A 26,377-nucleotide genomic window follows, 5' to 3' on the forward strand; every position below is an offset into this window, starting at 1 on the left:
CCTTCCCAATACCTTAGAGCAAAGACTTAACCTTGGAAGCCACTGCCTCTGCGGTGATGCCGAACTTTTCGTACAAAACTTCGGCAGGTGCGGACGCGCCGAAGCTGTCCATGCCGACAAAGCCGGCCTTGGTTGCGCGGCCACGCTCGCCGCAAAGCCAGCGATCCCAGCCTTGCTGGACGCCAGCCTCGACCGCGACACGCACAGGGCCGCCTGGCAGCACGCGGCGGCGAACCGCCTCATCCTGGGCCTCGAACAACTCCCAGCAGGGCATTGAGACGACGCGCGTGCCGATCCCTTCGGCTTGTAGCAGATCGCGTGCCTTCATCGCGATTTCCACCTCGGACCCTGTGGCCATGATGATCGCCTGCCGCTTTCCTTCCGCATCGGCCAGCACGTAGGCGCCTTCGGCCGTCAGGTTTTTGTTGCGATGCTCGGTGCGCAGTGTCGGCACACCTTGGCGTGTCAGCGACAGAACCGATGGCGTCTCTTTGGTGCTAAGCGCCAGTTCCCATGCCTCGGCCGTTTCGATCGTGTCGCATGGGCGAAAGACCCATGTGTTGGGCGTTGCGCGGGAAATCGCCAGATGTTCGACCGGTTGGTGTGTCGGGCCATCCTCGCCCAGACCGATGCTATCATGCGTCATCACGAACACAGTCGGGATCCGCATCAGCGCCGCCAGTCGCATGGCGGGGCGCGCATAGTCGGTAAAGCACATGAACGTGCCGCCATAGGGGCGGATGCCACCATGCAGCAGCATGCCGTTCATCGCCGCCGACATCCCATGCTCGCGAATGCCCCAATAGACATAGCGGCCCTTGCGATTGTCCACGTCAAAGACACCCAGATCACCGGTTTTGGTGTTGTTCGAGCCGGTCAAGTCCGCCGATCCGCCGACCGTTTCCGGCATGATCGGGTTCACGATTTCCAGCACCATTTCGCTGGATTTGCGCGTGGCCACCTTCGGCGCCTCGGCGCTGATTTGCTTCTTGAGGGCTTTGATGCGCGCGCTGAGCGTTTTCGGCGCGTCGCGGCTCATAATGCGGGTGAATTCCTTTTGCCGGCGCTCGGATGCCTCTGCAAAGCGGCCTTCCCATGCGTCGCGCTCGGACGCGCCACGGCTGCCGATTTTCTCCCAAGCCGACTTCACATCGCCGGGCACCTCGAAAGGCCCGGTGGTCCAACCGTAGGCGGCCTTGGCGGCTGCCATCTGCGCGTCGTCGGTCAAAGCGCCGTGGCCCTTGGACGTGTCCTGCGCGGCGTGGCCCAGTGCAATATGCGTCTTGCACGCGATCATGCTGGGCTTTTTCGACGTCTTTGCCTTGGTTATCGCGGCGTCAATCTCGGCGGGGTCGTGCCCGTCTACCTCAATCACCTGCCAGTTCGCGGCGCGAAAGCGTTTCACCTGATCGGTGCGGTCCGACAGCGAAACTTTGCCGTCGATGGTGATGTCGTTGTTGTCCCAAAACAGGATCAACTTGCCCAGCGAATGACGCCCTGCCAGCGTGATTGCCTCTTGGCTGATACCCTCCATCAGGCAGCCGTCACCGGCGATGACATAGGTGTGGTGGTCCACCAGTTTGCGGCCATAGCGTGCGCGCAACATTTCCTCGGCCATGGCAAAGCCGACCGAGTTGGCGATGCCCTGACCCAGCGGACCGGTCGTCGTCTCGATCCCTTTGGCGTGGCCATATTCGGGATGGCCCGCGGTGATTGCGCCCCATTGGCGGAAATTCTTGATCTGCTCCAGCGTCATATCGGCATAGCCCGTCAGATGCAGCAACGAATAAAGCAGCATTGAGCCGTGGCCAGCGCTAAGGATGAACCGATCACGATCGGGCCAGTCAGGCGCGGCGGCATCAAACTTCAGATGCTTTTCATACAGGACGGTGGCGACGTCGGCCATGCCCATCGGCATCCCCGAATGGCCCGAATTGGCCGCATGGACAGCGTCTAGCGTCAGGGCGCGAATGGCGGTCGCTTTGGACCAATGATCGGGGTTTGCTTTGGCGAGGGCAGTGAGATCCACGGCAGCGGTATCCTTATGGCAGGGATGATTTCTCGCGCCCTTCAATACCAGCCCGGACCCGAAGTTCAAGCGCCGCTATGCCACCGCATCGCGCAAACCCTGCTACGGGCTTCGGCCGCGCGGAAGGGGGGAAGCCTTTTTGTCAGCCACCCGTTAGACTTGGCCCCAAGAGGGCCGGGCGGCGATTCGGCCAAGGTTTGCGAAACAGACATGAAGGACACGCAAGGGATGAGCGATATCGACGCGATGCAGAGCCGCATCATGGCCGCGCTGGACCGGATCGGGCAGGGGCTTGACGGGCTGGGCGCAGTTGGGGACGCCGACGAGGTGAAAACCCTGCGCCAAGAGGTCGAGGATGAAAAGCTGGCAAATGCCCAGCTGGAAGAGCGCGTCAAGCAACTGGGTGCACGTGCCCGCGAGGCCGAGACGGCGCTGGCCGCTGCCGGCGATGCAGACGCTGCCAAGGCCGAAGAAAGCTCGGCCCGCGCAAAAGCGCTAAAGCGGATAGACAGTGAACTGTCGTCACTGCGTCATGCAAATCAGCAGCTGCGCGAGAATAATACCGCCCTACGCGAGGCGAACGCCAAGGGCGTGGCCGAGCCACACCTGATCAACAAGGCTATGATGGCTGAGCTGGACGGCCTGCGTGCCTCGCGTGCCGCCGACCGCGCCGAAATGGACGTGATCCTGACCGAGCTGGCAGAAATTGCAGGCAAGCCGGACGATACGGCCCAGAGCGCTGGGATGGAGAATACATGATGCCCGAAGTTGATATCGAAATTGGCGGCCGTACCTTTCAGGTGTCCTGCCAAGAAGGCGAAGAGCATTTCCTGCAGTCTGCCGCCAAGATGCTGGATGACGAGGCGTCTGTTCTGGCCGCGCAGATTGGGCGCATCCCAGAGCCACGGATGCTGCTGATGGCAGGCCTGATGCTGGCCGACAAGACGGCGGGCCTGCAAGACAAAGTCGACGAGCTGCAGGATAGATTGTCCGAGCGCGACGCCGAGCTATCGGGTCTACGCGACGCGCCGCCGCCCGCGCCCGAGCGGATTGAAGTGCCGATTGTGCCCAGCTCCGTCACCGATACGCTGGCCGAAATTGCCGCCCGCGCTGAGGCGCTGGCCGAAACGGTGGACGGCAAGAAGGCGGGCTAGGGGCTGTTTGCTGCTCGAATTAGTAGAACATAGACCGAACATCACTTTAACTCGCGCGCTTGCCGCGCTAGGGTAAGCCGCATGAATAGCTTTGACGAATCCGACGCCTTTGAGGGCGCATCGCTGTCGGCGCGGGCTATGGCCGCACGCCCGGCGCCTTACTTGGACGGCCTGAATCCCGAACAGCGCCTCGCAGTTGAGACGATGGACGGCCCTGTCCTGATGTTGGCCGGGGCAGGGACGGGCAAGACAAAGACGCTGACGACGCGCATCGTACATCTGCTAAACACTGGACGCGCCCAGCCGAATGAGGTGCTGGCAGTCACCTTCACCAATAAGGCCGCGCGCGAGATGAAGAACCGCGTCGGCGCGCTGCTGGGTCAGTCTATTGAAGGAATGCCGTGGCTGGGCACATTCCATTCCGTCTGCGTCAAGCTGCTGCGCCGCCATGCGGAACTGATTGGCGTGCAGGGAGGGGGAAATGTTGATGATGTTATTGAGGCGCCTGCGCGCGAGGTCACGCTGAAGTCGAACTTCACCATTCTGGACACCGACGATCAACTGCGCCTGCTAAAGCAACTGGTGCGGGCCGCCGGCATCGACGACAAGCGTTGGCCCGCGCGCCAACTGGCTGGCGTGATCGACAGCTGGAAGAACCGCGCGTGGACGCCAGATAAGGTGCCCGCTGCCGAGGCAGGGGCCTATAATGGCAAGGCAGTCGCGCTTTATAAACAGTACCAACGCCGCCTGATCGAGTTGAACGCCGTCGATTTCGGCGATCTGTTGCTGCATGTCGTCCACATTTTCCAGACCCACGACGATATCCTGAAAAAATATCAGCGCTGGTTCCGCTATATTCTGGTGGACGAGTATCAGGACACGAACGTCGCCCAATACATGTGGCTGCGCCTGCTGGCGGGCGGGCACAAAAATATCTGCTGCGTTGGCGATGACGACCAGTCTATTTATGGATGGCGCGGCGCCGAAGTGGGCAATATCTTGCGGTTTGAAAAGGATTTTCCGGGCGCGCATGTGGTCCGGTTGGAGCAGAATTACCGCTCGACCCCGCATATCCTCGCTGCCGCCTCTGGCGTGATTGCAGGCAACAAGGGGCGTCTGGGCAAGGAGCTGTGGACCGATGTCAAGGAGGGCGAGAAAGTTCGCCTGATTGGCCATTGGGACGGCGATGAGGAGGCCCGCTGGATCGGCGAAGAAATCGAGGCGATGCAAGGCGGCACACGTGGGCTGCGCAAATTCGGCCTAGACGATATGGCGATCCTCGTGCGCGCCTCGCACCAAATGCGCGCCTTTGAGGATCGGTTCCTGACCATTGGCCTTCCATACCGCGTCATCGGCGGCCCGCGCTTTTACGAGCGGCTGGAAATTCGTGATGCAATGGCTTATTTCCGCTGCGTCACCAGCCCCAGCGACGACCTGGCGTTTGAGCGGATCGTGAATACGCCCAAGCGCGGTCTTGGTGACAAAGCGCAGCAAAAAATGCAGGTGACCGCCCGCGAGAACGGCGTGCCTCTGATCGAGGGCGCGCGGATCTTGCTGGAGGAAAAGGGTCTGACCGGCAGGGGTGCCAAGGAACTGACCACATTGTTGGACGGCCTCGCCCGTTGGGGCCGCATGACAGGCGACAAAGCGGTTAGTCATATCGAGCTGGCGGGCATCGTTCTGGACGAGAGCGGCTACACCGAGATGTGGCAAAACGACAAGACGCCTGAGGCGCCGGGCCGCTTGGAAAACCTTAAGGAACTGGTCAAGGCACTGGAAAACTTCGAAAACCTCACCGGGTTCCTCGAACATGTCAGCCTCATCATGGACAATGAAAGCGACAACGAGGGCGAGAAGGTCAGCATCATGACGCTCCACGCGGCAAAGGGCCTTGAATTTCCGGCCGTGTTCCTGCCGGGGTGGGAGGATGGCCTTTTCCCCTCGCAACGCTCAATGGACGAGAGCGGCCTGAAAGGCGTCGAAGAAGAACGCCGCCTTGCCTATGTCGGCATCACGCGGGCCGAGGAAATCTGCACCATATCCTTCGCCGGAAATCGCCGCGTGTTTGGCCAGTGGCAATCGTCGCTGCCGTCCCGCTTTATCGACGAATTGCCCGAGGAACATGTCGATGTTCTGACGCCCCCCGGCCTCTATGGCGGTGGCTATGGCGCGGCGGCTATAAGCGACGTGCAAAACAGCATCGACGCCAAGGTCGCAGATGCAAACGTCTATAATTCCCCCGGCTGGAAGCGGATGCAGGCGCGCGCCAGTAATCGTCCAACGTCCCAGCCACGCGAATCGAAATCGCCGGTGATCGACATGTCTGCCACCTCATCACATACGGTGGGCGAGCGGGTGTTCCACCAGAAATTCGGCTATGGTGAGATCATTGGCGTTGAGGGTGATAAACTGGAAATCGCCTTTGAGAAATCCGGAACGAAAAAGGTCGTCGCGCGCTTTGTCACCAGCCCGGATGACGTGCCCTTTTAAGGACGTTTGCTCAAAGTATCCGCGTCGTGATACAGGCTCCCACTGGGAGTTGTCGCGACCTGTTAAAGCGCCAAGATCACCCCCTGAATGCGCGCGCGAAATAGTCCGAAAGCGGTTTTACCAGATACGCCATGGGCGTCATGTCGCCGGTACGAAAGAACGCCTCGACAGGCATGCCGGGGACCAACTTGGTATTATCCGGCAGGCGGCGGCGCTCGCTGTCGCTGAGGGTGATGCGGGCGCGGTAATAGCTAGCGCCGGTGCCCTCGTCGCGAAATGCGTCGGCCGAAACTTGCATGACCTGACCCATCAATTCCGGCGTTTGGCGCTGGTCCAGAGCCGAGAAGCGCAGGATCACGTCCTGACCGGGATGCAGAAGATCAATGTCGGTTATCGGCACCTGCGCTGTAATGATTAGCGGGCGGTCTTGCGGTACGATGTACAGAATCGGATCGGCAGCGCGCAGCACCGACCGAGGCGCAAAGATCTGCAGGTCGTAAACCACACCCGACACCGGGGCCACGATCTCTAATCGGCTAAGTTTTTCGAGCAGGGCCGCGCGTTTCTCGCGCAGCTCCAGTTCGCGGTATTGCAGATCGCGCAGGGTGCTGATTGCCTCTTCGCGGCGGGTAGCGCCAAGTTTCAGCCGCTCAATTTCGATCTCAGTGATGCGCCCCTCGGCCTGTGCCTTTTGCGCGGTCAACTCGCCCAGCGTGCCAGCCATGCGCGCCTCTTCGCGGCGCAGCGCCAATAGGCGCGAGACCTGCGTCAGCCCTCTGTCCAGCAGCGATTGCTGCGTCACGCGTTCCTCAATAATCAGATTGCTCTGCTGGCTCATTGACGCTTGCTGTGCCTCGATCCCTTTGATCTGATCAGTGATCTGGATCCGGCGCTTGCCCAGTTGCGCAATCTCATTGCCTGCGGTCTCGGCCCGCGCAGCCAAAAGGCGGGCCTGGCCTTCCATCAGTTCGGCGGCGATGGGGCGTGTTTGAGCCAACTCCTGCAATAGAGGATCAAAGGTGATGGCGCTGCGGTCGTCGCGCTCGGCCTCAAGGCGCCCGCGCCGCGCCATCAGCTCGAACAGCTGGTTTTCGGTGATGGTTAGCTGCGAGGCCTGCAGGGCGGGGTCGAGTCTGAGCAACGTGTCACCTGCCGCGACGCGCGCACCCTCGGCCACGAGGATCGCCGCGACCACGCCGCCGTCTGCGTGCTGGACGACCTGCCGGTTCTGAGCGACTTCGACCTTTCCCTGCGCGATGATTGCGCCAGCAAGGTTTGCAAACCCCGCCCAGATGCCGAAGCCCCCTAATAGGACCACCAGACCCGCGATCCCGATGCCGATGGGCCAGCGGGCAGACCAGTCGGACGCGCTGCTCATTGCGCACCCCCTTGGCTGACCGATTGCACGATCTGGGTACGGTTGCGCACGACGTCGCGCAGTACTTCGTCGCGAGGACCGAAGCTGCGTACCTGTCCGCCCTCCAACACTAACAGAAGATCACATTCCTTGATGGCCGCAGGGCGATGGGCCATGATTAGAATGGTCTTGCCCGCCGACTTGAAAGCACGGATTGCGCTATTCACGGCCTCGCTGCCCTCGTTATCCAAGTTTGAGTTTGGCTCATCCAGCACCAAAATTACCGGATCGCCGTACATTGCGCGGGCGAGCGCGATGCGTTGCATCTGGCCGCCCGATAGACGCCCGCCCCCGGCGCTGATTTCAGTGTCGTAGCCACCCGGCAGCTTGAGAATCATGTCATGCGCATCAGCGCGTTTGGCTGCGGCGACAACCTGCTCGGCATCGGGATCTGTCGAAAGGCGCGCGATATTCTGCGAGACGGTCCCGGCAAAGAGCTGCACGCGCTGCGGCAGATAGCCGATATGCTGCCCCAGCGTATCGGGCGCAAACTGCTCCAGCGTAGCGCCGTCCAGCCGAATCTTGCCGGCCGCGGGTGGCCAGATGCCTGTGATCGCGCGGGCCAGCGAAGATTTGCCCGCGCCCGACGCGCCGATGACACCCACAGCCTGTCCCGGCTCCAGCGCAAAGGTGACGCCGCGCAGCGTCGTCTCTCGCTCTCCCGGTGGGGCGATGAAGAGGCCTTGCACCTCTAGACGCGCCTTGGGTTTGGGCAGGGCCGTACGCTCGGTCTCGGGGGGCACTTCGGCCAGCAGGCGGCCGAGGCCGAACCAACCGCGTATGGCGCGCTGCACCAATGGCCATTGTCCGACCAGCTGTTCTATCGGGGCTAGTGCGCGACCCAGAAGGATCGAACCTGCGATCATTGCGCCTGCTGTCAACGCATTCTGCAGCACCAGCCATGCGCCGAGGCCTAGCATCGCCGATTGCAAGAACAGTCGAAACGTTCTGGTTGATACATTAAAGCTGCCTGCCCAGTCTGACGCGCCGATATGCTGTTTAAGAGCCTCCGAGCGTGCGGTTTGCCACCTGTCGAAGGCCGCACTGCGCATGCCCAAGGCCTGCACCGCCTCGGCCTCGGACCGGATTTCGGCGGCCATCACATCGGCTGCGACGCTGGCCTCGCCTGCGGCAGCCAGCGAGCGGCGCGTCGCCAGCTGGTTGAGGACCGCCAGTACGATCAGTAACGCACCGCCCAAGAGGGCGAGCATCCCAAGCATGGGGTGGAATATCCAGATACCCAGCAAAAAGAGCGGCGTGAACGGAATGTCGAAGGCGGACGTCAGCACCGAAGAGCTCATTAGCTGCTGCACCGATTGCAGATCGCTGAGGCCTGTCGCGTCGCTCTGATCCGGCCTGCGTGCCGATTTGCGCAGCACCGCGTCAAACACCCGCCGCTCTAGCAGCGACTGAAAGCGGGCGCCGGCCCGGATCATGACGCGGCTGCGCGCAAAGTCTAGAATACCCATTATGCCAAAGAGGAATGCGGCCAGAAGCGTTAGCGCCACCAACGTCTCGACCGAACGGCTGCCAAGCACCCGGTCATAGACTTGCAGCATGTAGATCGGTCCGGTCAGCATCAGCAGGTTCACAAAAATACTGAAAATGCCAACGAACCAATACAGCGGCCGCGCGGCACGGCGCGCCGCACGCAATTCTGGCAGGCCTGCGTTGGAATGGGTTGAACTCATGCTGGACTTTACAACTTGTGAAAAAAGGAACTCAGGCGTCGTCGAACTTGCTGGCAATCGCGCCGCGCCCTAGAATCCGCCCAGCCAATATCCTTAATTCTATGGCTATAGAGCTGCATCAGGTTGCCTGAACGACGCGGCGCGGTCTGTATCGCGGGCACGGCAGGCATCACTAACCGGGTGGAGCGGCGCAATATTGATTTCATTGCACTACGAGAGGACGAAGCTTGCAACTACAGAGCATTGAAAAATTGATACAAATAGCGGGAGGACCCAACTACAGCCCGCCGCCCGCGATGAATCGTTGCACCCCAATTTCAAATCCGCCACACTGAGCATCCAAGGTGCCGCGTATCCGCGCGGAGAATTGGGAAGCCGGTGCAAATCCGGCACTGCCCCCGCAACGGTAAGGGTGGGCGAGACGGCGATATGCCACTGGGCCGCGAGGTCTGGGAAGGTTGCCGGATCATGGGCTTTGCGCCCGGCCCCTCAAGTCCGGAAACCAGCCTTGGACTGACGTCAAACCGCGGGGGGCGGTGCGGGCGCTGTTGGTGGTAATCCGCTCTACAGCCTTTGCGCATCCTCTCGCCCCATCCGGTCCGGGGGTGTGGCCGAGGAGAGTAGAATAGATGAGTGTTTCGCAGATATTAAGCGGGCTGGAGCGCAGCGATGCGACTGGCCCCGATGCCGATGCCGCCGCGCGTATGGGATTTCTGGAATGGGCCTTTGGGCTAGCAGGAGCGGCTACACCAGAGGCCGCGCGCGCGGCGCTTGATGCGGCGCCTGCGCCAGCTGAAAGTGCGGCGGCGCAGGCCTTTATCGGGTATTTGCATCAGGCCAGCGCCCATGTCACGCGCCCGGTGCGCCGTGGCCGCGCCGCGCGGATGCACTAAGCTAGGCTATGCGCGCCGAAGCGCCGCGATGACGCTTGATCCTGCGAACAAAATCGCGCTGACGCAGACAATTGTCGGCCCCGTCGGTGTGTCCAGCGCATAGGACGCGTGCAGGCCCGCCCAGGCGGCAGTCATTGCCAGAAGGGTGGCGGCCACGGCCATGCCCTCTGGCGTGCGGGCAAAGGGACGGGCGGTTGCGGCTGGAATAATGAGCAGCGCAGTGATCAACAGGGCGCCGACCACCTTGATCGCGACCGCCACCACTATGGCAAGCGCGAGCGTCAGGATCAGCTCCTCGCGTCGCGGGTCGATCCCGGCGGCGCGGGCCAAATCGGAGTCTAGCGTGGCCGTCAGCAGCGCGGACCAGCGCCAGCAAACGAGGCCCAGCACCAGCGCCGCGCCGCCCCAGATCACGCCCAGATCACCGCGCGACACCGATAGGATGTCGCCAAAAAGAAACGACATGACGTCGATCCGCACCCCGTGCAGGAACGACACGCCCACCAGTCCGAACGCCAGCGCCGAGTGGGCCAGCACCCCCAGTACCGTATCCACGCCGCGTCCCCGCCCAGACAAAAGCGTCACCAGCACGGCCATTGCCAGCGCTACGACCAGCGCCCCGGCGAAGATCGGCAGCGATAACGCGAGCGATAGCGCCACGCCCAAGATTGCGGCATGGGCTGTCGCATCTCCGAAATAGGCCATACGCCGCCACACAACAAAGCAGCCCAGCGGGGCGGCGGCCAACGCCGTGCCTATCCCGGCCAGCGCCGCGCGCACCATGAAATCATCCAAGATCATGGGCGGTTCTCCTCTGCGGCGTGTTCGTGCCCACACTCCTCGCCATGCACATGGTCATGGTGATGACGGTAGAGCGCCAGCGCACCTTGCGTGCCCTCGCCAAAGAGGGCGCGGTAGACGGGCGCTTCGGCCACTACCTCGGGCGCTCCCTCGCAGCAGACATGCCCGTTCAGGCAGATGACGCGATCCGACGCGCTCATCACTACGTGCAAATCGTGGCTGACCAGCAGGACGGCGCAGCCGGTGTCGCGGCGCACATCCTCGATCCGGCGATAGAATGACGCGGCGCCGGGCTGGTCTAGCCCTGCCGCGCCCTCGTCCAGCATCAGCAGGTCGGGGCGGCCCAATATGGCGCGGGCCAGCAGGACGCGCTGGAATTGCCCGCCCGATAGGTCGGCCATGGGCTGCGCTGCGATATCGGGCACGCCCGCCCGCTCTAGCGCGGCGCGCGCCTCCGCCGGTGCGACGCGGCGGGGCAGTCCCAGAAAACGAGCAACCGAAATTGGCAGCGCAGGGTCCAGCGCCAGACGCTGCGGCACATAGCCGAATGTCAGACCGGGCCGCCGCGTGATGCGCCCGGCACTGGGCCGAACCCCACCGAGCAGCGCGCGCAGCAGGGTGGATTTGCCCGAACCGTTCGGGCCGACGATCGTGACAATTTCGCCGGGGGCGATGCTGAAGTCGACATTCTCCAGCACCAACGCGCGGCCATGGCGCACGCCTAGTCCCCTTGTTTCTATCAGCGGCGCGGTCATGCGCGGGATACCTCGGCGCAGCTGGGGCATAGCCCCTCGGCCTCGCGCACCGTCCGCTCGATCACAAATCCGGCGCGCTTTGCGGCACGTGCCAGCTCGCTGGTGGATGGGTCCGTCTCGGCCTCGGTCACGCGCTTGCAGACGCGGCAAATCAGGAAGGCGGGGGTATGCGCATCTTCGCCGTGGGAGCATGCAATGAAGGCGTTTAGTCGTTCAATCCTGTGGGCGAATCCGTGGGTGACCAGAAAATCGAGCGCCCTGTATGCGACAGGCGGCTGTGATCCAAGACCATCGGTGCGCAGATGTTCGAGGATGTCGTAGGCGCCTAGCGCCTTGTGGTCGCTCAATAAAATTTCCAACACGCGGCGCCGGACCGGCGTGAATTGCAGCGCATGCTGGGCGCAGTGCCGCTCGGCGGCGACGATACCCGCATTGATACAGCCATCGTGGTCATGCGCGTCGAAGGCTTTCATCTGCATCGCGGGCGTCCTCGGGTCAGAGTTTGATATCGCTTGATGTGTTATAGTATATCATCTACAAGCGAAGGTGATATGTTATATAATCACATGAGGTCACCATGTCCATCAATGCTTGCCGTTCTGCCCTTGCTGGCGCCGCGCTCATTTTATCCAGTGCGGTAGCTGCCGTCGCTGACGTCCCGAAGGTCGCGGTGGATATTGCGCCCGTGCAGTCGCTAGTCGCGCGGGTGATGCAAGGGCTTGGCGCGCCTGAGCAGATCGTGCGGCAGGGCGCGTCGCCGCATGGCTATGCCCTGCGCCCGTCCGAGGCGCGCAATCTGACCGAGGCGGATGCCGTCTTTTGGATCGGCCCCGCATTGGAGCCGTGGCTGGAGCGCAGCATAGACACGCTAGCGCCGGATGCGGTCGTTGTTCGACTACTGGACGTGCCCGGAACGACGGTGCTTGAGTTTCGGCAGGGCGCGCAATTCGTCGCCCATGAGGATGAGGGCCATGACGACGACCATGAAGGTCATGATCATTCAGGCAGCGATCCGCACGGGTGGCTTGACCCCGAGAATGGCAAGCTGTGGTTGAATTCCGTCGCAGATGAATTGGCCAAGTTGGACCCTGATAACGCAGACGTTTACGCCGCTAACGCAAGCGCCGGCAAATCCGAGATCGACGCCGCTGCGGCACAGATTCGTCAGGATCTGGCGCCGATCGCGAACTTGCGGTTCGTCGTTTTTCACGATGCCTACCAGTATTTCGAGGCCCGATTTGATCTGGCCGCACTGGGGGCGATTTCGGCGGGGGATGCGTCCGATCCCGGCCCTGCGCGGATCGAGGCTGTGCGCGGCATTATACGGGACGGCCGCGTTGACTGCGTGTTTTCGGAGCCAGAGTTCAACCAGTCGTTCGTAGAAACTGTGATTGAGGGTACGGAGGTCAAGGCGGCAATCATTGACCCGCTTGGCAGCCAAATCGCGCCCGGCCCAGAGTTTTATCCAGCGCTGCTGCGCGCAGTTTCAGACGAATTGGTCGGCTGCGCAAAATAGGTATGCAGGAAGCTGCCAGACCGGAGTGTGCGCGCACGTTGCAACAGACAGCGCGGACCTCTGGGCTTTGACGGAAATTGCACTTGGCCCGTCCATTGCGCTGATTTTGCAGCAAACGCGCGCCCTGACGCGATCAGGGCAGGAGGGCGGTATGGTAGGCCCGGCAGGACTTGAACCCGCAACCAAAGCGTTATGAGCGCTCTGCTCTAACCAGTTGAGCTACAGGCCCTCCATGCCGCGTTTCCTACGCAGCAGCCGCGCCCGCGTCAAGGCTTTGAGATTGCGCAAGCCGCAGGTTTAAGCTAGGCCCGCGCGTAAATCTCAGGAGAGCGCGATGACCAATCCCAAGACTGGTGTGAGCTATGCCGACGCAGGCGTTGATATCGACGCGGGCAACGCGCTGGTCGAGCGGATCAAGCCCGCGGCCAAGCGCACGGCGCGCCCCGGCGTCATGTCGGGCCTTGGCGGCTTTGGCGCTCTCTTTGATCTCAAGGCGGCGGGGTATCATGATCCGGTGTTGGTGGCGGCGACCGACGGGGTCGGCACCAAACTGCGTATCGCGATTGATACCGGGCATGTAGACGGCGTGGGGATTGATCTGGTCGCGATGTGCGTCAACGATCTGGTATGCCAGGGGGCCGAGCCGCTGTTCTTTCTCGACTATTTCGCCACCGGCAAGTTGGAGATGGAGCAGGCGGCACGCATTATTGAGGGTATCGCAGAAGGCTGCGCCCGTTCGGGCGCCGCGCTGATTGGCGGCGAGACGGCTGAGATGCCGGGCATGTACCCTGCTGGCGATTTCGATCTGGCAGGCTTTGCCGTTGGCGCGATGGAGCGGGGGGCGACTTTGCCTGATGGCGTGGTCGAGGGCGACGTGCTGCTGGGCCTCGCCAGCGATGGCGTCCATTCCAACGGCTACAGCCTCGTGCGCAAGCTGGTTGATATGTCGGGACTGGGCTGGGATGCGGATTGCCCTTGGGGCGACGGAACCCTTGGCGCCGCGCTGCTGACGCCCACGCGCCTTTATGTGAAATCCGCGCTGGCCGCGATCCGCGCAGGCGGCGTTCATGCGCTGGCCCACATCACTGGCGGCGGCCTTACCGAAAACCTGCCGCGCGTCCTGCCCGATGGTCTGGGCGCCGATATTGATCTGGGCGCGTGGGATCTGCCCGGCGTCTTTGGCTGGCTGCGCCAGACGGGCGGCATGGATGAGGCCGAACTGCTGAAAACCTTTAACTGCGGCATCGGCATGATCATCTCCGTCGATGCGGCCCGCGCCGATGAACTCGCCGAGTTGCTGGCCGAGCAGGGTGAGACTGTTCATCGCCTCGGCCATGTCACCGAGGGCGCGGGTACTCGGTATAGTGGCGCGCTGGCGTGACGCAGAAGGTTGCCATCCTTCTGTCCGGTGGTGGCTCCAATATGGTGGCGCTGCTGGATAGCATGACGGGCGATAACCTCGCGCGCCCTGCGCTGGTGCTATCAAACCGCGCGGATGCGGGCGGCCTTGCCAAGGCCGCGGCACGCGGCGTGCCAACCGAGGTGGTCGATCACCGGCCCTACGGCGAGGATCGCGGCGCGTTTGAGGACGCGCTGCACGCGCGCATTATGGAATATGCGCCCGACATCATCTGCCTCGCTGGTTTCATGCGCGTGCTTACCGAAGGGTTTGTGGCCCGGTGGCAGGGGCGTATGATCAACATTCATCCGTCGCTCCTGCCCAAATATCGCGGCCTGCACACCCATGCGCGGGCGCTGGACGCGGGCGACGCCGAGGCGGGCTGCACGGTGCACGAGGTGACGGCTGCGCTGGACGACGGACCTCTCTTGGGACAGGCGCGCGTGCCGATTTTGGCCGAAGATACGCCCGAAACCCTTGCTGCCCGGGTGCTGGTGGCCGAACATCAGCTTTATCCTGCCGTCTTGCGCCGTTTCGCCGCTGGTGATCGTACACAAATTCATTTGCCCTAGGCACCGCGCCAAACACATTTCAATTAGCGCCGATCCACCTTATATCGGCGTATCAGACCTCAGCGAAAGAGCCCTTTGCCTTGATCCAGACCATCACCACGACCGACGCGCTGGCCGAATATTGTGCCCGCGCTGCCCAGCACCCCTATGTCACCGTCGACACTGAGTTTCTGCGCGAACGCACCTATTATTCCAAGTTGTGCCTTGTGCAACTGGCCTATCCGGGCGACGGCGATGAGACGGCCGTACTGGTCGATCCGCTCTCAGATGGTTTGTCACTAGAGCCGCTCTATACGCTTTTCCGGGATGAGGCCGTGGTCAAAGTATTCCACGCTGCTCGGCAGGATCTTGAGATCTTCTTTGTCGATGCGGGCCTGATCCCGACGCCGCTTTTTGACAGCCAAGTGGCCGCAATGGTCTGCGGCTTTGGCGAGCAGGCGGGATATGAGACGCTGGTCAAGCGGATTGCCAAAGCTGAGGTCGACAAATCCTCTCGCTTTACCGATTGGTCGCGCCGCCCTCTGAGCGATGCACAAAAAAGCTATGCGCTGGCCGACGTGACGCATCTGCGCAAAATCTATGAGTACCTCGCCCGCGAGCTGACCAAGACGGGCCGCGACAAGTGGGTGGCCGAGGAAATGGCCGTGCTGAATGCGCCCGAAACGTACGTGACCCAGCCCGAAGAGGCATGGCAGCGCATCAAGACGCGCAATAATTCGGGCAAGTATCTGTCTATCGTGCGCGAGTTGGCCCGCTTTCGCGAGAGCTATGCGCAGACGCGGGATATTCCGCGCAACCGTGTCTACAAGGACGATGCGCTGGTTGAATTAGCGGCGACCAAGCCCGCCAATGTGCAGGATCTGGGCCGCTCGCGCCTGCTGATGCGCGAGGCGCGTAAGGGCGACATCGCAGATGGAATTCTCAAGGCCGTTGCGGATGGACAGGCGATACCGGTCGACCAACAGCCAAAGCCTGACCTCAGCCGGGAAAAGTTACAGGTAAATCCGGCAATTGCTGATTTGCTGCGCGTTTTGCTGAAGGGGGCGTCGGATCGCGAGGGCGTTGCCTCCAAGCTGATTGCGACCGCTTCTGATCTGGATGCGATCGCCGCCGGGCAGCGCGGAGTTGCCGCCCTCTCTGGCTGGCGTCACGATGTTTTCGGGGCTGAGGCACTGCGCCTGTGCAAGGGCGAGATCGCCCTGCGCGTGAAGGGTGCGACCATAGAGACTGTCGAAGTCTGATCCCTCAGCGGCGGGACGTGGCAGTGTTCGTCTGGCCAAGAACCCGGATTTCGGACACCTGGTCCAGAGTCTGGCTGGTCACGAACTGGCCGGCCTCAACACGGCGCGTCTGCACGGGCCCTTGGGGGGTGTCGGTGCGCTGGATCGCGCGGAGGGTATAGGTAAGTGCGCCATTCGCAGGCTTGCCGCCGTTTTCGGGCCATAGCCGCACGTCGAACGCGCCTTGGCGCAGCGACAGGCCGGTTGCCTTGATAATCGCACCGCCTGCCGATCGTTCAATGACCACGCCCTCGACAGCGTAGATCGGCGTGCCAACATAGATTTCGGCCTCGGATTTGCGTTGCAGGATACTGTTGCGCTTTTCCGGTATCAGGGGATTGGCTGTCTCGCCCTGAACGGGGGCGGCGCGTTGAACCGTCCGGCTCTTACCGAACCAATTGGCTGGGTTCACACGCGAGTCGCGCAAGCCCGAGCAGCCCGCCAGCGTCAGGCTGGAAATCATCAAAACGGTCACCAGGCTGCGCATCGGCATCGTCCTTATCGGTATGGTCTGAAACTGGGCAGACCCTAGCAGCCCCGCGCGCCCAAGCGCAAGCGCGCGCAGCCCTTAGATGTGCCCGCCACACTACGCCGCCGGGGTGGACCTTTGCCAGATCAGACCCTACCTCTGAGTACAGAAATGAAAGGAGCGGATCATGGCCCAACCGGCATTCGAGGACATCGTCGAAGATTTCGAATTTCTGGACGACTGGGAAGACCGCTATCGTCACGTGATCGAGGCTGGCAAGGCGATGGACCCGCTGGACGACGCGCTAAAAGTGCCTTCGACACGCGTCGAGGGATGCGCCAGTCAGGTCTGGCTGCATCCGAAGGTGGGGAGCGGCACGTTTCGATTCGACGGCGATAGCGACGCGCTAATTGTGCGGGGCCTGATCGCGGTGCTGCGCGCGCTTTATAACGACCTGCCAGTGGTCGAAGTGCCTCGCGTTGATGCCGGAGGTGAGCTGGCTCGCCTTGGTCTCAACGATCATCTGTCAGCGCAGCGGTCTAACGGGCTGCGCGCGATGATTGAGCGGATCCGTGTGGTCGCCGCTGACGCAGCGCAGGATGACGGGCGGCAGTAATTAGCAATTTAGGCCAAGAAAAAAGCCCGCGCGGGTCAGGACCTCGCTCCGCTGGCTTAAACCTGGGCTAAACTTTAAGATATCCGAGACTATCCCGCGAAACGCTCGGCGAATGTGGTGCGGAAAAGATGGCTCAAGCTCTGTAGCGAGGCCTGAGCACCGCCCATTCGCACCTGATCACCGGTGAATTTGCCCACGCTGGAAATCGTCACGCCTGCGCGGGACGCTTCAATCATTAGCGCTTCGGCCTGATCAAAGTTACAGGCCACCAGATAGCGGCCCTGATCCTCGCCAAAGAGCGTAGCGGTGTCGGCGCTGTCCAGATGCACACCGACGCCCGCCGTCTCGGCCATTTCAAATGCGGCCAGCGCGAGGCCACCATCACTCAAATCGGTGCAGGCGCGTATCAGCGCGTGATTGGCGCGGATGAACTCGCCATTGCGCTTTTCCTCAGCCAGATCGACGGGGGGCGCATCGCCCTCAATACGGCTGAACACTTCGGCGAGCAGCGCCGACTGACCCAAGTGGCCGCGCGTCTCGCCAATAAGCAGTAGGGCGTGGCCCTCGCGCGCGCAGCCGATGATCGCGTCGTCTTCGTGCGCAATCAGGCCGACGGCGCCGATAGTGGGCGTGGGCAAGATCGCTGCGCCGTCGGTCTCGTTATAAAGCGACACGTTGCCCGATACGATTGGCATATCAAGGGCTGCAACAGCCTCGGCAATACCCTTGATCGCGAACACAAGCTGTCCCATTATTTCAGGCTTTTCGGGGTTTCCGAAATTCAGGTTATCCGTGCTTGCCAATGGCTTGGCGCCCATAGCTGTCAGATTGCGATATGCTTCGGCCACCGCTTGCTTGCCACCCATTTCGGGATTCGCATGTACGTAGCGCGGGGTCACGTCCGAGGTGAAGGCGAGCAGTTTGTCGGTGCCGTGCACCCGGATCAGGCCACCGCCAAGGCCGGGGCCGCGGACGGTGTCGGCCATGACCATTGTGTCATACTGCTCATACACCCATTCGCGGCTGCAATAGTTGACGGACCCGATCAGCGCGCGCAACGCGTCGATAGGATCGATTTGCGGCACCGATGCGGGATCCAGCGCCTCAGGCGCGGGCGTTTCTACCCACGGGCGGTCGTATTCGGGCGCGGTCCCCGACAGTGCGGCCAGCGGCAGATCCGCTTTGACCGAATTGTGGTGCATGATCAGGAAGCGGTCCTCGGCAATCGTCTCGCCTACAATCGCGAAGTCGAGATCCCATTTTTCGAAAACGGCGCGCGCTTCGGCCTCAAGCGACGGCTCTAGCACCATCAGCATGCGCTCTTGGCTCTCTGACAGCATCATCTCGTAGGCGGTCATGTTGGTTTCGCGCTGCGGCACGGCCTCCAGGTTAAGCCTGACACCAAGCCCGCCCTTGTCGCCCATTTCCACGGCCGAGCAGGTGAGGCCCGCCGCGCCCATATCTTGGATCGAGATAACCGCGCCCGTCGCCATCAGCTCCAGCGTGGCCTCCATCAGGCGCTTTTCGGTGAAGGGATCACCAACTTGCACGGTCGGGCGCTTGTCCTCAATCGTGTCGTCGAACTCCGCGCTGGCCATGGTTGCGCCGCCGACGCCATCGCGGCCTGTCTTTGCGCCGAGGTAGACTACAGGGCGGCCTACGCCCGAGGCGGCGGAGTAGAATATCTTGTCGGTATCGGCGAGGCCGGCCGCGAAGGCGTTGACCAGGCAATTGCCGTTATATGCGGGATCAAAGCGCAGCTCCCCACCCACAGTCGGCACGCCGAACGCGTTGCCATAACCGCCGATCCCCTCGACGACGCCATGCACTAGCTGGCGCGTTTTATGATGATCGGGCGCGCCGAAGCTGAGCGAATTCATCGCAGCGACTGGGCGCGCGCCCATGGTGAAGACATCGCGCAGGATGCCGCCCACGCCCGTTGCCGCGCCTTGGTAAGGCTCAATATAGGAGGGGTGGTTGTGGCTCTCCATCTTGAACACCACGCATTGGCCGTCGCCAATATCGACGATGCCGGCATTCTCGCCGGGACCGCAAATGACCTGCGGTCCCTCCGTTGGCAGGGTGCGCAGCCATTTCTTGGAAGACTTGTAGCTGCAATGCTCGTTCCACATGGCGGAAAAGATGCCCAGCTCGGTAAAGGTCGGCTCGCGCCCGATAATTTCAAGGATACGCTCATACTCGTCCGGCTTGAGCCCATGAGCGGCGATCAGATCGGGGGTGATGGCAGGCTCGTTCAAGTCGGGCTTGGTCATTCTGCTAAGTCCTTCGGGCTGGTCTGGTCGGTATGGCTGGTCAGTATGTCCGGCGCCGCCTCTTTAAGCGATTGCGCGCGAGGGGGGAAGGGGGCCTTGACTGGCGCGTGCGGGCTGCGTCCTATGATCTGAGGGGGAAATGCATCATGCAGATTTTGGATAACCCGTGGCGGGGCAGTGGCCTGCCGAATGGCGCACTGGATGATATCCCGTGGCCCAGCGTGGATGCGGATGCGCCGCGCGCGTTGCTTGCTCTGTGCCCGGCAGCTGGGGCGTCGCCGCTGGTCGTGGCCGGCGGATTTAACCCGACAGTCTGGGTTAAGGACGAGCGCGGGCGCATGAATTTGGGTAGTTTCAAGGCGTTAGGGGCGGCTTATGTTATTGCGCATGAGGCGCGCCAAGCGGGCGGCGAGGATGTAAGGCCCGCCCTGATGGGGCGCACCTATGTGACCGCCAGCGCGGGTAATCATGGGCTGTCGGTGGCGGCGGGCGCGGCCGTTTTTGGCGCAAAAGCGGTGATTTATCTGGCGGACCCGGTGCCCGAGGGTTTTGCGGACCGCTTGGGCGCGCGCGGCGCCGAGGTGGTGCGCGCAGGCGCGCATTACGAGGCCAGCATGGAGGCGGCGCAGACCGCAGCGAGGGAAAATGGCTGGACGCTGCTGTCGGACAGCTCTTGGCCCGGTTACACCGAACTGCCGCACCGGTTGATGGAGGGCTATCTGGCCATGGCTGCCGAGGCGGCAGAGCAAGTCCCGGATGTGCCGACTCATATTATATTGCAAGCCGGGGTTGGCGGGTTGGCAGGCGCGTGCGCCGCACTTTTCCGCGAGATTTGGGGGGATGCGCCACAGATCATCGTGGTGGAGCCTGAGGCAGCGCCCGCGCTTTATGCCTCCATCAAGGCAGGCGAGTTTGTATCAACGAACGGGCCAGTGTCGAACATGGGCCGCCTTGATTGCAAGGAGCCATCCTTGATCGCGCTAAAGGGGCTGGCGCGCGATGCGGATGCGTTTGCGCTGCTGTCGGATGCCGAGGCGTCGGCGCCGCTAAATGAGTTGGAGGCGATCGACCTCGCCACCTCCGAATCGGGGGGCGCGGGGCTGGCGATGTTGTGGCATCTGGACCTGACAGCCGAGGATCGCGTGCTGTGCATCCTCAGCGAGGGCCCGGCGGAGTGAAGCGGGGCTTCGCTCTGACTGAGTATCGCACGCGGTTGGCCGCCGCTCAGGCGCACATGGACGCCGCCGGGTTGGGCGCGCTGCTGCTGACGACCGAGCCGGAGATTAGGTATTTCACCGGCTTTCTGACGCGCTTTTGGGAGAGCCCCAGCAGGCCGTGGTTCTTGGCGGTGCCAGTATCGGGCATGCCTATCGCGGTGATTCCCAGCATCGGTGCCAGCTTAATGGCGCAAACTTGGGTGCGCGATATTCGCGTCTGGCCCGCGCCCGACCCTGAGGATGACGGTATCACCCTTTTGGCCGCTACGCTGCGCGAGGTAGGCGGGCCTGTCGGCGTGCCGTCCGGGCCAGAGAGTTATCTGCGGATGCCGCTTGCGGCCTTTGCTGCGGTCAAAACGGCAAGCGAGCTGGAGTTTACTCACGACCACGCAATAGTTGCCGCCCTTCGCGCGATCAAATCCGAGGCGGAAATCGCCAAGATTGCCCATGCCTGCGCTATCGGAGGCCGCGCGTTTGACCGGGTGCCTGAGATCGCCCGTGAGGGTGCATTGCTATCGTCGATATTCCGCGACTTCCAGCGTCTACTATTGGATGAGGGCGCGGATCTGGTTGCCTACATCGCGGGCGGTGCGGGGCCGGACGGGTATGGTGATGTCATCTCGCCCGCCGGTGATATGCCTCTGGCGCGGGGCGACGTTCTGATGCTGGACACTGGTGCTGTCTGGGACGGATATTTCTGCGATTTTGACCGCAATTATGCCGTTGGTGCGGCATCCGGCAACGCGGCGCTAGCCCACGCGCAACTGGCCGAGGCGGTTCAGGCGGGGCTAGAGGCGGCAGTACCCGGCGCGCGTGCTTGCGACGTTTACACCGCCATGGCGGCGGTGACAGGCGCAGGCGCGGGATCTGGGCGGCTGGGCCACGGTCTGGGGATGCAACTAACCGAAGGTTTGTCGCTGATTCCGCAGGACCGAACAGAACTGCGCCCCGGCATGGTCATCACGCTGGAGCCGGGGGTGACGACCGGACCGGGCACCATCATGGTCGCGGAGGAGGATATCGTGATACGCGATGGCGGCGCGCAGTGGCTGACGCGGTTTGCGGGGCCAGAGCTACCCGTGATTTAAGGATCGCTGTAGGCAGCGACTGGGCCTAGCGGCCCTTTTCCTCGGCCTTGGCGCGGTTCCAAAGGGCGTCCATTTCGGCCAGATCGCTCATCTCAGGTGTTTTGCCTTTCTCGGCCAGCAGTGCCTCAATCCGCTCGAATCGTCTTGTGAACTTGGCGTTTGCGCGGCGCAGGGCCGCCTCGGGATCAACCTTCATGCGCCGCGCAAGGTTTGCCATGACAAACATCAGATCGCCGAACTCTTCTTCGGTGTGGTCCGGATCGCCGCTTGCCTCAGCCTCTACCAATTCGGCCATTTCCTCGGCCACTTTGTCCAGAACGCCGGTCATGTCGGGCCAGTCAAAGCCGACCCGCGCCGCGCGCTTCTGCAGCTTGGTCGCGCGCAGAAGGGCTGGCAGCCCCAATGCGACACCGTCAAGCGTGCCTGTTTGGGTCTGGCCCGCACGCTCGGCCGCCTTGATTGCCTCCCAATCGCGGGTCTGCTGCTGGGCGGTCTTGTCACGGCTTTCGCTACCGAAAACATGGGGGTGACGCGCGACCATTTTGTCTGCAACGCCATTTGCGACGGTGTCGAAGTCGAACAGGCCCTTATCGTCGGCAATCTGCGCGTGAAAGACGACCTGTAGCAGCAGATCGCCCAATTCGCCGGTCAAATCAGGCCAGTCAGCGCGCTGGATGGCGTCTGCGACCTCATACGCCTCCTCAATGGTGTAGGGCGCGATGGTGGCAAAATCCTGCTCGATATCCCACGGGCATCCGGTGGCAGGATCGCGTAGGGCGCGCATGATCGCCAAAAGGCGCGGCACGCCTCCCTTTGGGTCGTGGATCAGGTCATCGGTCATCAATACCTCCATCAGGCGCAGCCTTGCATCCTGCCCGGTTTGTCTTACAGGGTAGGGGCAATGCGCAAGAGCGAAGGACAAGATCATGGGACTGGAAGACGCAAGCAGCACGGTTGACGAGGCATTTACGCGCGATGATAATCGCGGCCTCAGCTTTGAAAACACATTTGGCGGGGCAACGTCGTTCCTGCGGCGGCGCTATACCAAAGATCTGGCTGGCGTCGATGTGGCCGTGACGGGCGTTCCTTTCGATCAGGCGGTAACGAACCGGACCGGAACCCGCCTTGGCCCGCGCGCAATCCGCGAGGCCAGTGCGCTGCAGACTGCCGACACGCCATATGGCTGGGACTATGACGCGATGGAGGCGATGAATATCATCGATTACGGCGACCTGGCATTCGACTACGCAATGGTGCCAGAGTTTCCCGGGCTGCTGACGGCACACATCAAGAAGATATTGGATGCGGGCGCCGCCAGTGTGGTGCTGGGCGGCGATCACTATATCAGCTTTCCGATCCTCAAGGCGTATGCAGAGAAGTATGGCCCGATGGCGCTGCTGCATTTCGATGCGCATACCGACACGTGGCAGGACGATAATTACGAGCGGATTGACCACGGCACCATGTTCTACAAAGCGATCAAGCTGGGGCTGATCGATCCGGCAAAGTCGGTGCAGGTTGGCATCAGGACTACCGTACCCGACACGATGGGTATGAATATCATCGACGCGCGCGAAGTTCATGAGGGTGGCACCGCAGCGGCGGTGAAAAAGATCAAGGGTATCTTGGGCGATGCGCCAGTCTATCTGAGCTTTGATATCGATGCGCTTGACCCGGCCTATGCGCCCGGTACTGGCACGCCCGTCTGGGGCGGGCTGACCAGCGCGCAGGCGGCTATCATGCTGCGCGACTTGGCCGGAATCGACCTGAAGGGCGGTGATATCGTCGAGGTGTCGCCGCCTTTCGACAACACTGGTGCAACCGCGATTGCCGGGGCGCATGTGGCGACGAACATCATCTGCCTGCTGGGATGGAACGCCCATGGCAACGGCTGACTTGAATCTGAGTATCGCCCACCAAGATGAAATGGACGCGGCATGAAATGGATTGGCCTGATTGTCCTGCTGGGGCTGGCTGGCCTTCTGGTTTGGATCAGGTTGGCACCCGACGATGTGGCGCGTTGGCACGTATCGCCGGAGGCAACCGGGGATCGCGATATGGAGGGCGGCGTGATGCGCGCCGTGCCGGGCGATCTGGCCGCGCTGGATGCGATAATCAGGGCCGAGCCGCGCGCGCGCGTTCTGGCCGGGTCTGTGGATAGCGGAATGGTGACATATATCACACGCTCGAAGGTGATAGGATTTCCCGACTACACCACAGTGGAGCAACGCGGCGATACGCTCGCCCTCTATGCGCGGCTGCGGTACGGGAAGTCAGATATGGGGGTCAACAAGGCCCGCGTGGAGCGTTGGCTGGCTGCTCTGGGGCAGGGATGAGCTAAGGCAACCGTCGGTGATCTTGCGCCACATCGGCACGTTCAGCGACATTTGGCACTGCGCCATGAATGTCTTGCCGTCCACATTGAGGCACGTCATTTCGCCCAGCTCAATGCGGCTGCCCGTCTTGTCGGTACAGTAGCAGTCGATCACCTTGTCGCCCATCATACTATCGGCCAAAGCCGGGCTGGTGATCAGTGAAAGGGCAATGAGGATACGCATGAGTTTATTCTATCACGAGCAGTGGTCTTGACCAAATCATTTGGATGGGGGACATGGGCGCTATGATCCCATTCGACAGATTAGTGCAGATTGTGCAGCGTTTCGAGTTTCTCGAGGCCAAGATGGCGCAAGGCGGTGGCGATATTGCCGCGCTGGGCCGTGAGTATTCAGAATTGCGGCCAGTGGTTGAGGAAATCCGCCACTACAAGGCGCTACTAGAGGGGATAGATGGCGCGCGCGCCATGCTGGACGATCCCGAAATGCGCGAGTTGGCTAAGGACGAGTTGGAGGCACTGGAAGAGCAGCAACCGCGCATCGAGGCGGCGTTGCAGTTAAGCCTGTTGCCCAAGGATGCCGCCGACGCCCGCCCTGCCATGATTGAAATCAGGCCCGGCACCGGGGGCGAGGAGGCGGCGCTGTTCGCGAGCGATCTCTTGCGGATGTATCAGCGATACTCCGAGGCGCGCGGCTGGACGCTGGACATCGTAGAGATGAGCCAGACCGAGTTGGGCGGCATCAAAGAGGTTGTTGCGCACATTCAAGGTAACCACGTCTTTGCCCGGCTGAAATTCGAGAGCGGCGTGCACCGCGTGCAGCGCGTGCCAGAGACAGAAAGCGGCGGGCGCATCCACACCAGCGCGGCGACGGTTGCGGTTCTGCCAGAGGCCGAAGACGTGGATATCAAGATCGATGCGAACGATATACGCATCGACACGATGCGTGCCTCGGGCGCGGGCGGGCAGCATGTCAACACCACCGACTCGGCAGTGCGAATCACGCATATCCCCAGCGGTATCGTCGTAACCAGCAGCGAAAAATCGCAACATCGCAACCGCGAGATCGCGATGCAGGTATTGAAAACCCGGCTCTATGACGCGGAGCGGCAGCGTGTCGATAACGAACGCAGCGCCGACCGCGCGGCGCAGGTAGGTAGCGGTGATCGCAGCGAGCGGATACGAACCTACAATTTCCCTCAGGGGCGGATGACGGACCACCGGATTAACCTGACACTCTATAAGCTCGATCAGGTGATGCAGGGCGATCTGGATGAGGTTATCGACGCGCTGACCGCTGATGCGCAAGCCCGAATGCTGGCCGAGATGGGGGCATGACATGCCGACTCGCCGATCTGGCCCGCGATGGGACAGCTCGGCTGGAGGCTGCCGGGATACATAACCCGGCGCGCGAGGCGCGGCTGCTGCTGGCGCATGTATCAGGACTGAGCGCGGCGCGGTTGGGCGCCGAGATGGACGAGGTTGCCGGGCCGGATGTGGTATGCAGAATGGACAAGGCAGTCGCGCGCCGATGCGCGCGTGAGCCAATGTCGCATATCATCGGCAAGCGGCTGTTCTACAAGCATGAATTTCAGGTGACGCCCGACGTTCTCGACCCCCGGCCAGAAACCGAAGCACTGGTTCTGGCGGCGCTGGAGTTCCCTTGGGCGAGCGTGTTGGATCTTGGCACGGGGTCCGGGGCGATTATTCTATCCCTCTTGGCCGAGCGTGCGAAGGCGGCAGGCACGGCCACTGATCTGTCGCCTGCAGCGCTGGGCGTGGCGCGGGCCAATGCCGAGGCATTGGGGCTGGCGGCGCGCTGTGACATGATCCAGTCCGACTGGTTTGCCAGTGTCGCCGGGTGCTTTGATTTGATCGTGTCGAATCCGCCCTATATTGCTGAGGACGAGATGCCGGATCTTGGCCCAGAGCTATCGTTCGAGCCGCGTATCGCGCTGACGGATGGTGCAGATGGGCTGACGGCATATCGCGCGATTTGCACTGGTGCGGGGGCGCATTTGGTACCGGGCGGCTGGCTGATGGTAGAAATCGGGTTGCAGCAGGGGCCGGGTGTGGCCGCGCTGATGCGGCACGCTGGGCTGGTAGATGTCCGAATCTTGCCCGATCTGGATGGCCGCGATCGCGTGGTACAAGGGCGTGCCTCGGTGTGACAAGTGTGCCCAGATCCCGCGATAATCTACGTTTTGGCGAATAATGATGAGTTATTGCAGCTTTTCCCTTGTGTGAATGGGCCGGGCGTGATTACTGAAATTTGTCGTAGCGGTGGATACCTTTCTTTGGGTGGTCCCGCAGGACGCCAAGCCAACATAACCGAACCCGGTTTCATGCATTTCGGCGCATCGGGCGCCTCTCGGGTTTACCACG

The 26,377-nt window shown here is 62.1% G+C and carries 25 protein-coding genes, 1 tRNA gene and 1 riboswitch; of the genes, 15 read left to right on the forward strand and 11 right to left on the reverse strand.

Translation table 11 applies throughout. From position 1 onward, the window contains the following. Nucleotides 1-13: 13 nt before the first annotated feature. Nucleotides 14-2,029, reverse strand: a complete 2,016-nt coding sequence (tkt, locus tag MK6180000_RS05080; protein WP_138933750.1) for a transketolase — start codon at nucleotides 2,027-2,029, stop codon at nucleotides 14-16. 228 nt (nucleotides 2,030-2,257) lie between these two features. Between tkt and MK6180000_RS05085 the strand changes: the two genes are divergently transcribed. The 3 genes from MK6180000_RS05085 to MK6180000_RS05095 all read left to right on the forward strand — a co-directional run bounded on the left by MK6180000_RS05085 (nucleotide 2,258) and on the right by MK6180000_RS05095 (nucleotide 5,673). Beyond that, nucleotides 2,258-2,788, forward strand: a complete 531-nt coding sequence (locus MK6180000_RS05085; RefSeq protein ID WP_138933751.1) for a coiled-coil domain-containing protein — start codon at nucleotides 2,258-2,260, stop codon at nucleotides 2,786-2,788. Beyond that, nucleotides 2,788-3,183, forward strand: a complete 396-nt coding sequence (locus MK6180000_RS05090; RefSeq protein WP_138936350.1) for a cell division protein ZapA — start codon at nucleotides 2,788-2,790, stop codon at nucleotides 3,181-3,183. Before MK6180000_RS05085 ends, MK6180000_RS05090 begins: the two co-directional genes overlap by 1 nt. Before the next feature lie 81 nt (nucleotides 3,184-3,264). After that, nucleotides 3,265-5,673: an ATP-dependent helicase gene (locus tag MK6180000_RS05095; protein WP_138933752.1), complete on the forward strand. Its 2,409-nt coding sequence runs from the start codon at nucleotides 3,265-3,267 to the stop codon at nucleotides 5,671-5,673. Between the two features lie 76 nt (nucleotides 5,674-5,749). Here the strand turns inward: MK6180000_RS05095 and MK6180000_RS05100 are convergent, their stop codons facing one another. Together MK6180000_RS05100 and MK6180000_RS05105 are read right to left on the reverse strand one after the other, a co-directional pair. Continuing rightward, complete coding sequence (locus tag MK6180000_RS05100; RefSeq protein ID WP_138933753.1) at nucleotides 5,750-7,051, reverse strand: HlyD family type I secretion periplasmic adaptor subunit; 1,302 nt, start codon at nucleotides 7,049-7,051, stop codon at nucleotides 5,750-5,752. After that, nucleotides 7,048-8,781: a type I secretion system permease/ATPase gene (locus tag MK6180000_RS05105; RefSeq protein ID WP_138933754.1), complete on the reverse strand. Its 1,734-nt coding sequence runs from the start codon at nucleotides 8,779-8,781 to the stop codon at nucleotides 7,048-7,050. The genes MK6180000_RS05100 and MK6180000_RS05105 overlap by 4 nt, the downstream gene beginning before the upstream one ends. 325 nt (nucleotides 8,782-9,106) lie before the next feature. Further along, a riboswitch (cobalamin riboswitch) is annotated at nucleotides 9,107-9,306 on the forward strand. 104 nt (nucleotides 9,307-9,410) lie between these two features. On the opposite strand from MK6180000_RS05105, the gene MK6180000_RS05110 reads away from it, so the two are divergent. Beyond that, complete coding sequence (locus MK6180000_RS05110) at nucleotides 9,411-9,674, forward strand: hypothetical protein (RefSeq protein WP_138933755.1); 264 nt, start codon at nucleotides 9,411-9,413, stop codon at nucleotides 9,672-9,674. A gap of 6 nt (nucleotides 9,675-9,680) precedes the next feature. Here the strand turns inward: MK6180000_RS05110 and MK6180000_RS05115 are convergent, their stop codons facing one another. From MK6180000_RS05115 to MK6180000_RS05125, 3 genes are read right to left on the reverse strand one after another with little or no spacing between them, the layout of a single operon-like run. Beyond that, a complete protein-coding gene (locus tag MK6180000_RS05115) occupies nucleotides 9,681-10,475 on the reverse strand; it encodes a metal ABC transporter permease (protein ID WP_171054552.1) in 795 nt (264 codons plus the stop codon). Then, nucleotides 10,472-11,260 carry an ATP-binding cassette domain-containing protein gene (locus MK6180000_RS05120; protein ID WP_425466822.1) on the reverse strand — a complete coding sequence of 263 codons (789 nt, stop codon included), beginning with the start codon at nucleotides 11,258-11,260 and terminating at the stop codon, nucleotides 10,472-10,474. The genes MK6180000_RS05115 and MK6180000_RS05120 overlap by 4 nt, the downstream gene beginning before the upstream one ends. Beyond that, nucleotides 11,227-11,709 carry a helix-turn-helix domain-containing protein gene (locus tag MK6180000_RS05125; protein WP_138933757.1) on the reverse strand — a complete coding sequence of 161 codons (483 nt, stop codon included), beginning with the start codon at nucleotides 11,707-11,709 and terminating at the stop codon, nucleotides 11,227-11,229. Before MK6180000_RS05125 ends, MK6180000_RS05120 begins: the two co-directional genes overlap by 34 nt. Nucleotides 11,710-11,807: 98 nt before the next feature. Here MK6180000_RS05125 and MK6180000_RS05130 point away from each other — a divergent pair, with 98 nt between their 5' ends. Next, the gene (locus MK6180000_RS05130) at nucleotides 11,808-12,746 is read left to right on the forward strand and encodes a zinc ABC transporter substrate-binding protein (RefSeq protein WP_138933758.1); all 939 of its coding nucleotides are present in this window, start codon (nucleotides 11,808-11,810) and stop codon (nucleotides 12,744-12,746) included. A 152-nt stretch (nucleotides 12,747-12,898) separates the two neighbouring features. Here the strand turns inward: MK6180000_RS05130 and MK6180000_RS05135 are convergent. Further along, a tRNA-Ile gene (locus MK6180000_RS05135) sits at nucleotides 12,899-12,975 on the reverse strand. Nucleotides 12,976-13,080: 105 nt separating this feature from the next. Here MK6180000_RS05135 and purM point away from each other — a divergent pair. The 3 genes from purM to rnd all read left to right on the forward strand — a co-directional run bounded on the left by purM (nucleotide 13,081) and on the right by rnd (nucleotide 15,958). Continuing rightward, the gene (gene purM / locus MK6180000_RS05140) at nucleotides 13,081-14,127 is read left to right on the forward strand and encodes a phosphoribosylformylglycinamidine cyclo-ligase (RefSeq protein ID WP_138933759.1); all 1,047 of its coding nucleotides are present in this window, start codon (nucleotides 13,081-13,083) and stop codon (nucleotides 14,125-14,127) included. Then, entirely contained in the window at nucleotides 14,124-14,717 is a 594-nt protein-coding gene (gene purN, locus MK6180000_RS05145) for a phosphoribosylglycinamide formyltransferase (RefSeq protein ID WP_138933760.1), read from the forward strand. Before purM ends, purN begins: the two co-directional genes overlap by 4 nt. 83 nt (nucleotides 14,718-14,800) lie before the next feature. After that, complete coding sequence (rnd, locus tag MK6180000_RS05150) at nucleotides 14,801-15,958, forward strand: ribonuclease D (protein WP_138936352.1); 1,158 nt, start codon at nucleotides 14,801-14,803, stop codon at nucleotides 15,956-15,958. A 4-nt stretch (nucleotides 15,959-15,962) separates the two neighbouring features. Here the strand turns inward: rnd and MK6180000_RS05155 are convergent, their stop codons facing one another. Next, complete coding sequence (locus tag MK6180000_RS05155) at nucleotides 15,963-16,484, reverse strand: hypothetical protein (protein ID WP_138933761.1); 522 nt, start codon at nucleotides 16,482-16,484, stop codon at nucleotides 15,963-15,965. 169 nt (nucleotides 16,485-16,653) lie between these two features. Here MK6180000_RS05155 and MK6180000_RS05160 point away from each other — a divergent pair, with 169 nt between their 5' ends. Beyond that, nucleotides 16,654-17,082 (forward strand): SufE family protein, encoded by a 429-nt coding sequence (locus MK6180000_RS05160; RefSeq protein ID WP_138933762.1) that lies wholly within the window; start codon nucleotides 16,654-16,656, stop codon nucleotides 17,080-17,082. A gap of 89 nt (nucleotides 17,083-17,171) precedes the next feature. Here MK6180000_RS05160 and purL read toward each other — a convergent pair whose 3' ends face one another. Beyond that, nucleotides 17,172-19,340, reverse strand: a complete 2,169-nt coding sequence (gene purL / locus MK6180000_RS05165) for a phosphoribosylformylglycinamidine synthase subunit PurL (protein ID WP_138936353.1) — start codon at nucleotides 19,338-19,340, stop codon at nucleotides 17,172-17,174. 161 nt (nucleotides 19,341-19,501) lie between these two features. Here purL and MK6180000_RS05170 point away from each other — a divergent pair, with 161 nt between their 5' ends. Continuing rightward, nucleotides 19,502-20,533 carry a pyridoxal-phosphate dependent enzyme gene (locus MK6180000_RS05170; RefSeq protein WP_138933763.1) on the forward strand — a complete coding sequence of 344 codons (1,032 nt, stop codon included), beginning with the start codon at nucleotides 19,502-19,504 and terminating at the stop codon, nucleotides 20,531-20,533. Next, nucleotides 20,530-21,660, forward strand: a complete 1,131-nt coding sequence (locus MK6180000_RS05175; RefSeq protein ID WP_138933764.1) for a M24 family metallopeptidase — start codon at nucleotides 20,530-20,532, stop codon at nucleotides 21,658-21,660. The genes MK6180000_RS05170 and MK6180000_RS05175 overlap by 4 nt, the downstream gene beginning before the upstream one ends. A 25-nt stretch (nucleotides 21,661-21,685) precedes the next feature. Here the strand turns inward: MK6180000_RS05175 and mazG are convergent, their stop codons facing one another. Next, nucleotides 21,686-22,501 carry a nucleoside triphosphate pyrophosphohydrolase gene (gene mazG / locus MK6180000_RS05180; RefSeq protein ID WP_138933765.1) on the reverse strand — a complete coding sequence of 272 codons (816 nt, stop codon included), beginning with the start codon at nucleotides 22,499-22,501 and terminating at the stop codon, nucleotides 21,686-21,688. A gap of 85 nt (nucleotides 22,502-22,586) precedes the next feature. On the opposite strand from mazG, the gene speB reads away from it, so the two are divergent. Together speB and MK6180000_RS05190 are read left to right on the forward strand one after the other, a co-directional pair. After that, on the forward strand, nucleotides 22,587-23,555 hold the full coding sequence (gene speB / locus MK6180000_RS05185; protein ID WP_138933766.1) for an agmatinase: 969 nt from the start codon (nucleotides 22,587-22,589) through the stop codon (nucleotides 23,553-23,555). 42 nt (nucleotides 23,556-23,597) lie between these two features. Then, nucleotides 23,598-23,996, forward strand: coding sequence for a DUF1499 domain-containing protein (locus tag MK6180000_RS05190; RefSeq protein WP_138933767.1), 399 nt, complete (start codon nucleotides 23,598-23,600; stop codon nucleotides 23,994-23,996). On the opposite strand, the gene MK6180000_RS05195 is transcribed toward MK6180000_RS05190, so the two are convergent. Then, entirely contained in the window at nucleotides 23,934-24,218 is a 285-nt protein-coding gene (locus MK6180000_RS05195; RefSeq protein ID WP_138933768.1) for a hypothetical protein, read from the reverse strand. The two genes, MK6180000_RS05190 and MK6180000_RS05195, sit on opposite strands and share 63 nt — an antisense overlap. Before the next feature lie 62 nt (nucleotides 24,219-24,280). Between MK6180000_RS05195 and prfA the strand changes: the two genes are divergently transcribed. Continuing rightward, complete coding sequence (gene prfA / locus MK6180000_RS05200; protein WP_138936354.1) at nucleotides 24,281-25,330, forward strand: peptide chain release factor 1; 1,050 nt, start codon at nucleotides 24,281-24,283, stop codon at nucleotides 25,328-25,330. Next, entirely contained in the window at nucleotides 25,327-26,163 is an 837-nt protein-coding gene (prmC, locus tag MK6180000_RS05205) for a peptide chain release factor N(5)-glutamine methyltransferase (protein ID WP_138933769.1), read from the forward strand. The genes prfA and prmC overlap by 4 nt, the downstream gene beginning before the upstream one ends. Nucleotides 26,164-26,377 lie beyond the last annotated feature (214 nt).

Source organism: Roseovarius arcticus (genome assembly GCF_006125015.1).
Taxonomy (GTDB): Bacteria; Pseudomonadota; Alphaproteobacteria; order Rhodobacterales; family Rhodobacteraceae; genus Roseovarius; species Roseovarius arcticus.